Source organism: Rhizobium sp. Root491, from assembly GCF_001427205.1.
Lineage (GTDB): Bacteria > Pseudomonadota > Alphaproteobacteria > Rhizobiales > Rhizobiaceae > Agrobacterium > Agrobacterium tumefaciens.
In genome coordinates, this window is sequence record NZ_LMFF01000012.1 from 620,928 (window position 1) to 632,793 (window position 11,866).

Sequence of the window (11,866 nt, forward strand, 5' to 3'; positions counted from 1 at the left end):
CCATATGCGTCATGCGACGAATTGGATACCGCTGAAAACAAAAACCGCCCGCACCGGAGGAGGATGCGAACGGCTTGAAGCTAACAGTCGGGCGTGACGTTTATTTATAAACGGCAGGCTGCAGCGGAATATCGGCAGGCGGCATGTATTGCGCGGTATCGCAGCCGTTAAAGACATAACGGCCACCGACGCGAACCTCATGCGAATACAGACCCTTGTCGCGGCCAGGACCGCCACCATTCGCAAAATCGAACATGTCGCCCTTGTTGATCTGGCGGAAGCGGTAACCGACATCTGCCTTCAGATTACAGGTAACATCGATCGATGCACCGGCCATCAGGGCATAGGCGAAGCGCCACTTGCCTCTGCCGCCATGTTCGGTGGTCGGGTCGCAGCCAAGGCCGTTGGTGCTGCACGAAGTATTGCGCAGCTTATCCCATTTGACGTAGGAGCCGCCGATACCGCCACCAACATAGGGCGTGATGCGGCCATAGGTACCAAGATCGACATAGGCGTTTGCCATCAGCGTGTATGCTCTAAGCGAGCTGAGATCCGCTGAAACGCAGGGACCGGGCACGGAACCACAGCCGCCGATGGTAGAACCGCGGAAATCCGATTTACCCATGTAATCGAAGGTTACGTCACTGCGGAAATAGTTGTTGAACTGATAACCGACACCGGCGCCGACGATGTAGCTATCCTTGACATTAGCCGTATCAAAATCGGCGAGATAACCACCCGGTCCACCCTGATAATAGTTGGCGCCGCGAAGCTTGTTGAAGGAATAACCGACGTCGCCGCGCAGATACCAACCACTTGCCTGCGTGATCTGCACTTCGGGTGCCTCGACATAGGCAGGCGCAGGTTCAGCTTGATAAAGATCGGCAGCGAAGGCGCTCGTGCCGGTCATCAGAACGGCCAGAATGCCGGCCAAAGCGTTTTTCATGACTTCCACTCCAGAAGAGGCACCTGCCGTTGCGGCAGCAAATGCCAGTGAACTGTTCAGTCACGGAGATTGGCGTAAAATGGTTAAGTCCCGATTAACCACGATCATTCACTATATTTATTAGGCAATACTCAAAGAAAAAGCCGACTCGAAAGCCGGCTTTTTCTTTTCACATTTGGTGGCGCAATTTATGCAGCCGAGCGGGCATTGGTGATAACGCCGACGAGATCGTTGACGATCTGCTCCACCTTCGCACTATCGTCGCCCTCCGCCATGACGCGGATCAAAGGCTCCGTACCGGAGGGGCGGATAACGAGGCGGCCATTATTGGCCAATGCGCTTTCCGCATCGGCGATCGCCTGCTGCACGATCGGATTTTCCAATGGCTTGCCGCCGGAAATACGGACGTTCTTCAAAAGCTGCGGCACCGGCTCGAACTTGCGGCAAACCTCGCTGACGGTGAGGCCCGAACGTTTGACCTTGGCGAGAACCTGCAAAGCTGCCACCAGCCCATCGCCAGTCGTGCCATAATCCGACAAGACGATGTGGCCGGACTGCTCACCGCCGACGTTGAAATTGTGGTTGCGCATATGTTCGACAACATAACGGTCGCCCACCTTGGTGCGGGCAAGGGTGAGACCCTTGTCGCCAAGGAAACGCTCAAGACCGAGATTGGACATCACGGTTGCGACAATGCCGCCACCACGCAGGGTATTGTCGGAAGCCCAGCTGTCGGCAATCACCGCCATGAGCTGGTCGCCGTCGACGATCTCGCCGCGTTCGTCGACGATGATGACACGGTCCGCATCGCCATCGAGCGCGATGCCGATATCGGCCCGCACCTCATGCACCTTTTTCTGCAGGGCTTCCGGGTGGGTGGAGCCGCATTCGAGATTGATATTGATGCCGTTCGGCTCGTTGCCGATGGTAACGACTTCGGCGCCCAGTTCCCAGAGTGCTGCGGGAGCCACCTTGTAGGCAGCGCCATTGGCACAGTCGATGGCGATCCTGAGCCCGCTCAGCGTCACATCACGCGGCAGGGTACGTTTGACGAATTCGATATAGCGGTAGATATCGCCATCCACGCGCTTGGCGCGTCCGATCTCGCTCGGCTTGGCGAGCTGGGCATAGAGATCCTTGTCGAGAAGATCTTCGATTTCCAGCTCAAGCTCGTCGGAAAGCTTGTATCCGTCGGGTCCGAAAAGCTTGATTCCATTATCGGAAAATGGGTTGTGCGACGCCGAGATCATTACGCCGATATCGGCCCGCAGCGAGCGGGTCAGCATGGCAACAGCGGGGGTTGGAATGGGCCCGAGCAGGAAGACATCAAGGCCGGCCGCGGTGAAACCTGCGACCAGCGCGTTTTCCAGCATGTAGCCCGAAAGCCGTGTATCCTTGCCGATCACGACACGATGGCGATGATGGCCCCGGCGGAAGATCGTTCCGACCGCAATGCCCACACGCATCGCCAGATCCGGCGTCATGGGAAAGACGTTCGATTGTCCGCGGATACCATCGGTTCCGAAATAACGGCGTGCCATTTGAACTCCAAATCTTTCGGGCATTCCGGCATAGCATAAAACTACCGGAAGCGTTTTTGGCTAAATGCCACAAACCACGATAAACAGCACGTAAATTACCGCAAAAATGGCTTATATCTTGTTACCAAACTGAAAAGGCCACCCGGAAAACCGGATGGCCTTTTTCAATAGTCGTCTTGGCCAAGCAATCAGTGCGGCTGCGGCTCCATGCCGCCTTCAGCCTCGCCGTCGCCCTTGGCTTCGCCGTCACCCTTGACTTCGCTTGGGCCGTCCTTCTTGGTGCCTGCTTTCGGAACAGCCGAGCCACGGCTGCCAGGAGAATCGTCACCCAGATCGCGGGCCGGCTTCTCGCCCCTCAGCAAAGCCTTGATCTCGTCGCCCGTGAGGGTTTCGTATTCAAGAAGACCCTCGGCAATAGCAACGAACCCGTCGTGATTGTCCGTCAGGATACGACGTGCCTCTGTATAGGCCTCGTCGATCAGGCGGCGGACTTCGGTGTCGATCGTCTGAGCCGTTGCCTCGGAGACATTCTTGGACTGCGAGACGGAATGGCCAAGGAAGACTTCCTGCTGGTTTTCACCATAGGCGACCTGGCCGAGAGCGTCGGAGAAGCCCCATTGCGTTACCATGGCGCGGGCAAGCTTGGTGGCCTGCTCGATATCCGAAGATGCGCCGGAGGTGATGTTTTCCTTGCCGAAGGTCAACTCCTCGGCAACGCGGCCACCCATCATGATCACCAGACGCGACACCATCCATTTGTAACTCATGGAGTAGCGGTCACCTTCAGGCAACTGCATGACCATGCCGAGTGCACGGCCGCGCGGAATAATTGTCGCCTTGTGCAGCGGATCAGCCAAAGCAACCTTGAGCGCGGTAATCGCATGCCCCGCCTCGTGGTAAGCGGTCAGTTTCTTTTCCGCTTCGGTCATGGCGGAGGAGCGGCGTTCCGCACCCATCATGATCTTGTCCTTGGCGTCCTCGAACTCCTGCATGGTAACCACGCGCTTGTTACGGCGGGCGGCCATCAGGGCGGCTTCGTTGACGAGGTTCATCAAGTCAGCGCCCGAGAAACCGGGGGTGCCACGGGCCAGAACCTTGAGATCGACATTCGGAGCCAGCGGCACGTTGCGAACGTGAACCTTGAGAATGCGCTCACGGCCGACGATATCCGGGTTCGGCACGACGACCTGACGGTCGAAACGGCCGGGACGCAGAAGCGCGGGATCGAGAACGTCCGGACGGTTGGTGGCGGCGATGAGGATGATGCCTTCATTCGCCTCGAAGCCGTCCATCTCGACCAGCAGCTGGTTGAGCGTCTGTTCGCGTTCGTCATTGCCACCGCCGAGACCGGCGCCGCGGTGACGACCGACAGCGTCGATTTCGTCGATGAAGATGATGCACGGCGCATTCTTCTTGGCCTGCTCGAACATGTCACGCACGCGGCTTGCGCCGACGCCGACGAACATTTCCACGAAGTCAGAACCGGAAATGGTGAAGAACGGCACATTAGCTTCACCCGCGACGGAGCGCGCCAGTAGCGTCTTACCAGTACCTGGAGGGCCGACCAGCAGCACGCCGCGCGGGATCTTGCCGCCGAGTCGCTGGAACTTCTGCGGATCGCGCAGGAATTCCACGATTTCCTCAAGGTCCTGCTTGGCTTCGTCCACACCTGCGACGTCGTCAAACGTCACGCGGCCGTGCGCTTCCGTCAAAAGCTTGGCCTTTGACTTGCCAAAGCCCATCGCGCCGCGCGAGCCGCCCTGCATCTGCCGCATGAAGAACAGCCAGACGCCGAGGATGAGGAACATCGGCAAAAGCGTGCCGAGATAGCTCAAAAAACCGGAAGAACCGTCGCTCTCGGGACGCGCGACGATGGTGACGTTCTTGCTCTGCAAGCGCTCCATCAAGCTGTCGTCGATTACTGGGGAATAGGTCTGAAAGGCCGTGCCGTTCTCGGTATAGGTTCCGAGAACCCGGTTACCGGTGACGGTCACGTCGCGAACTCGCCCGGAATCCACATCGCGGAGAAACTGGGAATACGGAATTTCCCGCGAACCCGTTTGCGTCGGCGAAGTCTGGAACATGCTGAACAAAGCGATCAGCAAGAGGGCAATCACGGCCCACAAGGCGAAATTTCTGAAATTTGGGTTCATCGAACTCCCCGAACTCACACGGACATGTTTGCTGCCCGCTATTACTCGACCCTAACATAAGGACGACATCTGCCGTTGCCAAGGCAAAGGGCGTTATCTGATGCGTTTTGGTGTAAAAACTATTCCAAGGCAATTCACGAAAAAGAGGCCGGATTTAAACCGGCGGCTGTGGATAGGCCGCACGGCCGAATAAAACCGCGATGGCATTCGCCAACTCAAGGTCGAAGCGCGGCAGAAAAAGATCGAAGGGGGCAAGCCTCGGCACGATACTGATGGCACCTTCCGGAGAGGCTCGACCGGGAACCAACGCGGCAATTTGCGGCAGGATCGCCATCGCCTGTTTTGCAATCCCTGGCGGCACCGCTGGAAAAAGCGCTGCCGCATCCGCAATGCCACCCGTCCTGCCCGCCGCAATATTGACCGGAAAAGCCGATGTGTTTTTCACAAAGAAACGATCGTCCCAGAGGCCCTGCCCGCCAGCCTCGACTTGCAGTTCCGGCATATTCCGATGCTCGCGGAAAAGATAAAGCCCGTCCTTTCGGCGATCGAAAAGAACGCGGCCAACCGTTATCCGTCCGTTCTCGCTGGTTTTGAGAAACTGCAACACCCGATCCATGCTGCTGGCCGCCGGGAAATAGGCCCTTCCACCGAGATTAGCGATGAGCACCGCTAGCCCGTGCCGAAATTCGGGAAGATCGGGCATCAGGCCTTCAATCGACAATCTGGCGAGCGTGGCGTGAAAGACTTCTACGTTTTGTTGGAGAAAAAAGGCGGTTTTCTCGGAATATGCCTGTCGTTTGACGGCGGCCTGCGCATCAAACGGCGGCGGAGAGTCGGAAAGCGACTGCCGCACACGAACCCGCTCGTAGCGCGCGTTGTCATTACTAGGGTCGTCAGACCAGCCACGCGAGCGAGATAATACGAAATCGCGGATCTCCTGTCTTTCACAGGTCAGAAACGGCCGCATGATCCAGTGGCGTCCACCGTATAATACAGCATCCGCCATGCCGGCGAGGCCGAGATTTTCGCTGCTGCCGCTTCTGGCGGCACGCATCGCCACGGTTTCCCGCTGGTCGCCAAGAGTATGCCCCGTCACGATGAGATCGGCGCCAATGTCGCTCGCAACGTCGGCGATCAGACTATATCGGGCAAGACGAGAGGCTTCGGAAATGCCGGAAGCGGGTTTGGGATCATCCCATCGGCGCACGGTATGCGGGATACCGAGTTCCGCGCAGAGCAGGGAGACCTTGTGAGCCTCATCAGCGGATTCCGCCCTTAGGGCATGGTCAACCGTGACGGCGGAAAGCCGCACCCGGTCGGGGTCTGCCTCCGCCCTCGCCTCATGCATTGCCAGCAACAGACCGGTGGAATCGCTACCGCCGGAGATTGCGATGAGAATATGGACGGGTTTGCGAAGATTTTCGACGAAGGACCTAGCCGCAGCGAGCGGCGCAACCGTCTTTTCGTTCAAAATGCGGACATCAACCGGCATGGAAAGACCGCCGCCATGGCAGGAGCAAGATCAGCAGCTCAGCCGCTTCTGTTCGCTGGCAACCTTGTTCAGCACAGTCTTTGAAGCACTGGGATAACGCTTCGGCACTTCGCGCAGCGTGGCGCAGGCGGTCTCGGTGTTGTCCAGAGCTGCAAGCGACATGCCGAGCTTCATCAGCATTTCCGGTGCTTTCGGAGACTTGCCATAGGTCTGATGGCCGTTCAGGAAAGTTTTTGCGGCCTCGTTGAACTTGCCCTGCGAATATTGTGCCTCGCCCAGCCAGAAGCTGGCATCGGCGGCCTTGGTGCCTTTCGGGTAACCCTGGAGATATTGCTGGAACCCCTGCTCCGCAAGCTTGTAATCGCCGGAAAGAACATGACCGTAAGCAGCCTGATAGATATCGCCCTCGCTGGTGAGTGCTGCGGTGTTGACCGGATCGGTCTTGCGCGAACCGTTGCCGGTGGTAACGCCCGGAAGACTACCGGAAGAATTGTTGGCACCCTGGTTCAATGAGCCACCGATCGGCATGCCCTTGGAATCAAGCTCGATGGAGCCAAGCGTCGTCTCTCCCGGTGCACTCGTCGGCGCGTTCGCGGAAGAGGACGGCGAAACGGAAGCGCCACCCTGAGGTGGCGTTTCGATGATCGTTGCAACGTCGTCGCTCGGCGGAGCGGCCGGAGTGGCCTCCGCCTTCTTTTTCGGCGCGGTGGTACTCGCGCCTTTGCCGCCTTCCAGTTCCTGGAAGCGGAATTCATTGTCTTCCTGCGCCTTGCGGATCGTTTCCTGCATCTGCAAAAGCTGGAAGCTCATTTCTTCGATACGGCCGTTGAGCTGCCGGATCTGTTCTTCAAGCTGCTGAACCTTATAGGCTTCATTGGCCTGAACCCGCACAATTGGGACCTGCTGAGAGTTGATCGTGCCGAAGCTACCCCCCGCACCGAACAGCGGACCCGAAACGGCTGTGCCGCTCAAGCCGGTGCAGGCTGCAAGCCCCAGCATTCCCGCCACGACAAGTTTCTTCATCTCATTTGCCCTGCCTTAACTGATTTGCACCGGAATGGCGCAAGCCGGATTTTTTCCATATCAACCGAAAAAGCAACTTAACTTCGGCCAAACTATGAAAAAAACGAAAGGCGGCCCATAGACCGCCTTCCATTCGAGATCACAAAAGCGTTAGGCGATTACATGCCTGCGCCACCGAGAACCGTCACAGCGCGGCGGTTCTGCGACCAGCAGGAAATGTCATCGCAGACGGCGACCGGCTTTTCCTTGCCGTAGGAGATCGTCTTCATGCGGCTTGCCGGAACGCCCTGGGACGCCAGGAAGTCACGGGTTGCAGCGGCACGACGGGCGCCGAGCGCCAGGTTGTATTCACGCGTACCGCGCTCGTCGGCATGGCCTTCGACGGTGATGGCGTATTTCGGGTAACGGGCAAGCCACTGTGCCTGGCGCTGCAGCGTCTGCTGCGCGTCTGCACGGATGGACGTCGAGTCCGTATCAAAGAAGATGCGGTCGCCAACATTAACCGTGAAGTCCTGCTGGGAGCCGGGCGTCGCAGAACCCGCACCGCCGAGACCGAGCTCACCGGCGCTGTTCGGCATGTTCTTCTTGTTCGCGCAGCCTGCGAGAGCAAGAGCGAGCGTCATGGCGATAACAGCCGGATTACGGGCCAGTTTCTGCATCGGGCTGAGTGCCGAAGTGTGTGTACGGCTCATCGCCGGTCTCTCCTTGGGATTGCAATAACGTTGCCAGACACTAACGGATCGAGGTTAATAGCCGACAAACGCTTATGGTTAACAGAAAGGAAACGTCCCACTTTTTTGCTCCCTCACAACACTTTGCGGCAAGAAAGAGGCAGTTTCCCGTACGGCATATGTAAAAACATGACGGCGCCGGTTGGGCCGGCGCCGTCATGGCAGTCAATATCAGTCCAGAAGCGGCGACCAGGCCGGGTCTGAAGCGAAGGTGGGAGTCTTGATCAGCTGTTCGTTGTAGCCGGTCAAGTCGATCGAATAGAGCTGCGGACCGCCAGCACCAGCGTTCTGGCGGAAGAACATCAGCACACGGCCGTTCGGCGCCCATGTTGGGCCTTCATTATGAAAGCCGCTGGTCAGAATGCGCTCACCCGAACCGTCGGTTTTCATCACGCCAATCGAGAACTTGCCGCCCGATTGTTTGGTGAAGGCGATCAGATCGCCGCGTGGCGACCAGACCGGCGTGGAATACGACCCGTCGCCGAACGAAATACGCTGCTGTCCTGAACCATCGGCATTCATCACGTAAATTTGCTGACGGCCGCCACGGTCGCTTTCAAAGGCAACACGTTGCCCATCGGGGGAGAATGACGGTGCAGTATCGATCGCGGACGTGTTCGTCAGGCGCGTCGTGGTTCGTGAGCGCAGGTCCATGGTGTAGATATTGGCGTTACCATCCTGCTGAAGGCTCATAATGACCTTCTGGCCATCCGGCGAGAAGCGCGGCGAGAATGTCATGCCGGGGAAATTACCGACCACTTCGCGCTGTCCGGTTTCCAGCTGCAGCAGGTAAACGCGCGGCTGCTGGCCTTCAAACGACATGTAGGTGACTTCCTGACGGTTCGGCGAAAAACGCGGCGTCAGAACGATGTCGTTCGAATTGGTGAGGTTACGGACGTTGAAGCCGTCTTGGTCCATGATCGACAGCTGACGCTTGCGGGCTGTCTTCGGGCCGCTTTCGGAGACGAAAACGACGCGGGTATCGAAGTAACCCTTTTCACCGGTGACGCGCTCATAAATGGCGTCCGCAATGATGTGGGCGACACGGCGCCAGTTTTCCGGCTGCGTGAAGAACTGCTGCCCGGTCATCTGCTGGCCTGCGAAAGTATCCCAAAGGCGGAACTCCGCACGCAGACGGCCATCGCTTTCACGCGTCACGCGGCCCGTTACGAGTGCCTGCGCGTTGATAACCTTCCAGTCCTCAAAACGCGGCTGCTGATCCGGGTTGGCGATTTTTTCGATGAAGGCACTCTTGTTGACTGGCGCAAACAGGCCGGAACGCTGCAGATCGGCAGCAATTACGGCCGATACCTGCGCGCCGATGCCGTCACCCGAGATGAAGTCGGTGATGGCGATGGGCAAGGGTTCGACGTTGCCCTTGTTGATGTTGATTTCCACCCGCGCAAAAGCCGGTGCGGAGAAAACCGACATAAGGGCCGCGACAGCGAGCACCAGCCGGATCGGCGAAAATATCTTCATGTTGCCAGGCCTTTCAGCATTCATAGCAATTCACTGGGATCGAAATTCACTACGACTTCGTTCCATGCATCATATTTGTCGGCAGGAAGGTTCGTGAACGGAGCAGAACGCATGATGGCGCGATAGGCACCACCGGAAAGGGCGCGACGCGTTCCCTCGGAACCACCCGTTGCTTCGATCTCGGGTCGGCCGATGATGGATCCATCACGGTCAAGCTTCATGGTGACCCGAACGCGAACGTCCGAGGCATCCGCCATGCCGGGAATGATCTGCCAGTTTTTCTGGATTGCGCCACGCAGCGCATCCATTTCCGTCTGGCTGAGCGTCGAACCGCCCGTGGTCTTTTTGCCGCCAAGCGATGCCTGCTGGGTGGAGCGCTTTGCACCACCACCGGAGGGCGCCTGCTTGTTCAAAAGCGCGGCAACATCGTCAGCGTTAAAATCGCTTTCCTTAGACGAAGCGGATTTCGCCGTTTCCTGCTTTTTCTCACCCGGCTTCTTGTCGGAAGGCTTGTCCGTTGACTTTGCCTGATCGGGCTTGGTCTCTGCAGGCTTCTCAGCGGGCTTCTGCTCGGCAGGTTTGGTCTCAGCCTGTTTCGGCACTTCCGGCTTCGGCGGCTCCGGGCGGGAATTCGGGCGCGGCACATTCGGCGGCACGGGAATTTCGGCCGGTTCCTGTTGCACCGGGGGTGGCTCTTCCGCTTTCGTTTCCTGCGGCGGCGGCTCCGTCTTGGGTTGCGGCGCGATCTCGGGCTTGGTCTGCGGCAAGGCGGCCATTTCCTGCGGCTTCGGAGCCGAGGTCTCTTCCTTGACGATTTCCTTCACCTCATTCGCCTTGGTGTCGACAACCGGCTGCGGCTTTTCCTGCTTTGGCGGAGCGGCCGCACTGATATTGTCGTTCGGCTTTGTAGTAGGCGTCGGCGGCGCTTCTATATCGGCCACGTTGTTGCCGACATTCTGAGCGTTCGGAACGATATCCGGACGTGTAGTCGGAACCGGGGCCGACTTTTCCGCCTTCGGCGCGTTCTTGTCGCCTTGCTGGATCTGGCTCAATTCCTCGATTGGCACCAGCTCCACAGGCAGTGCCTCAGCCTGCGACACGTCAAGAGGCTCCGGCGAGCCCAGGGAAACGAGGGCGAAAGCCAGAAGCGATGCGTGCACGATCGCGGATGTGGTAAGGCTGCCCTTCATTGCTGACGTCAATTATCCTGTTTCTGCTGGGTCACAAGGCCGATATTCTTGAAGCCCGCTGCCTGGATACGCGCCATCACGTCGGCGACGACGCCATAGGCGGCAACGGAATCCGCGCGCACGAAGATGCGTTCGTTATAACCTGTCGTGGCGATTGCCTGCAGCTTGTCGGCCACCTCGGCAGCCTGGATTTCCGTTTCCTGCAAATGGATCTGGCCATTGGCATTGACGGAAATCGTGATCGGCTGCGTATCCGAATTCAGCGCGTTGGCAGATGTCTGCGGCAGGTCGATCGGAACGCCGACCGTCATCATCGGTGCGGCCACCATGAAAATGATGAGCAGCACGAGCATGACGTCAACCAGTGGCGTCACGTTGATTTCGCTGATCGCGCCGCCCCTGCGACGTCCGCCGCGCCCACGGCGTCCACCGGAACCGCCGCTGCTGCCACCTGCTGACATACCCATAACATCTACTCCATTTTGCCTTGCGGCAAATTACTGCGCGGCGCGCTTATTGGGCTGCCTGCCGCGTCTGAAGTTTTTCATCGATCTGGCGCGACAAGATCGCGGAGAACTCGTCGGCGAAACCTTCCATGCGAGCGGAAAGCTTGTGCGCGTCAGCCGTGAACTTGTTGTAGGCGATAACCGCCGGAATAGCCGCGACAAGACCGATGGCCGTTGCCAGAAGCGCTTCGGCGATACCCGGCGCCACGACCGCAAGGTTGGTGGACTTCGAACCGGCAATCGCCTGGAACGAGGTCATGATACCAACGACCGTACCGAAGAGGCCGATGAACGGACCGGCAGAACCGATCGTCGCCAACGAACCGAGGCGGGCCTCGTATTGTTCGCCTTCACGAGCAATCGTCACGTCCATTGCCCGGTCGATACGCATTTGCAGACCGATGGGTGAACGGGCGCCGCGTTCAAATGATTTCTTCCACTCCCGCATGGCGGAAACGAAAATTGCCGCGAGACCAACATTCTGGCGTTCTGCCAGAGTGCGGTAAAGCTCCTCGAGCGACTGGCCAGACCAGAAGACCTGTTCGAACTGGTCGAACTGGCGCTTTGCCTTGCCGAAGCTTACGTATTTGTCGAAGACGATCGCCCACGTCCAGACCGAGGCGGCGATAAGTCCAATCATCACGAACTTCACGATGAGGCCCGCCTGCATAAACAGCGCCCAGAGACTTACATCGTGCGTCGCCGCTGCCAAACCTGCCTGTTCCATAAATATCCAATCCCCGAATCCAAACGCCCGGTACGGGACCGGGCGATTCAAACGCGTGTTAACGCTCGAAGCTATGCA

The 11,866-nt window shown here is 58.4% G+C and carries 10 protein-coding genes; all 10 read right to left on the minus strand.

Going from position 1 to position 11,866, the window contains the following annotated elements; translation table 11 throughout:
• Window positions 1-100: 100 nt before the first annotated feature.
• The gene (locus tag ASD46_RS13925) at window positions 101-946 is read right to left on the minus strand and encodes an outer membrane protein (RefSeq protein WP_003511380.1); all 846 of its coding nucleotides are present in this window, start codon (window positions 944-946) and stop codon (window positions 101-103) included.
• A gap of 188 nt (window positions 947-1,134) precedes the next feature.
• Window positions 1,135-2,487, minus strand: a complete 1,353-nt coding sequence (glmM, locus tag ASD46_RS13930; RefSeq protein WP_003511381.1) for a phosphoglucosamine mutase — start codon at window positions 2,485-2,487, stop codon at window positions 1,135-1,137.
• Between the two features lie 188 nt (window positions 2,488-2,675).
• Complete coding sequence (gene ftsH, locus ASD46_RS13935; protein ID WP_013761814.1) at window positions 2,676-4,640, minus strand: ATP-dependent zinc metalloprotease FtsH; 1,965 nt, start codon at window positions 4,638-4,640, stop codon at window positions 2,676-2,678.
• A 154-nt stretch (window positions 4,641-4,794) separates the two neighbouring features.
• Window positions 4,795-6,132, minus strand: coding sequence for a tRNA lysidine(34) synthetase TilS (gene tilS, locus ASD46_RS13940; RefSeq protein ID WP_060642478.1), 1,338 nt, complete (start codon window positions 6,130-6,132; stop codon window positions 4,795-4,797).
• Between the two features lie 30 nt (window positions 6,133-6,162).
• Complete coding sequence (gene ybgF, locus ASD46_RS13945) at window positions 6,163-7,155, minus strand: tol-pal system protein YbgF (RefSeq protein ID WP_003511385.1); 993 nt, start codon at window positions 7,153-7,155, stop codon at window positions 6,163-6,165.
• 158 nt (window positions 7,156-7,313) lie between these two features.
• A complete protein-coding gene (gene pal, locus ASD46_RS13950) occupies window positions 7,314-7,847 on the minus strand; it encodes a peptidoglycan-associated lipoprotein Pal (protein ID WP_003511386.1) in 534 nt (177 codons plus the stop codon).
• 210 nt (window positions 7,848-8,057) lie between these two features.
• Window positions 8,058-9,365 (minus strand): Tol-Pal system beta propeller repeat protein TolB, encoded by a 1,308-nt coding sequence (gene tolB / locus ASD46_RS13955; protein ID WP_003511387.1) that lies wholly within the window; start codon window positions 9,363-9,365, stop codon window positions 8,058-8,060.
• Between the two features lie 20 nt (window positions 9,366-9,385).
• Window positions 9,386-10,555, minus strand: a complete 1,170-nt coding sequence (locus tag ASD46_RS13960; protein ID WP_013761817.1) for a hypothetical protein — start codon at window positions 10,553-10,555, stop codon at window positions 9,386-9,388.
• Window positions 10,556-10,563: 8 nt separating this feature from the next.
• A complete protein-coding gene (gene tolR / locus ASD46_RS13965) occupies window positions 10,564-11,022 on the minus strand; it encodes a protein TolR (RefSeq protein WP_003511389.1) in 459 nt (152 codons plus the stop codon).
• A gap of 46 nt (window positions 11,023-11,068) precedes the next feature.
• Window positions 11,069-11,788 carry a protein TolQ gene (gene tolQ / locus ASD46_RS13970; RefSeq protein WP_003511390.1) on the minus strand — a complete coding sequence of 240 codons (720 nt, stop codon included), beginning with the start codon at window positions 11,786-11,788 and terminating at the stop codon, window positions 11,069-11,071.
• Window positions 11,789-11,866: the final 78 nt, after the last annotated feature.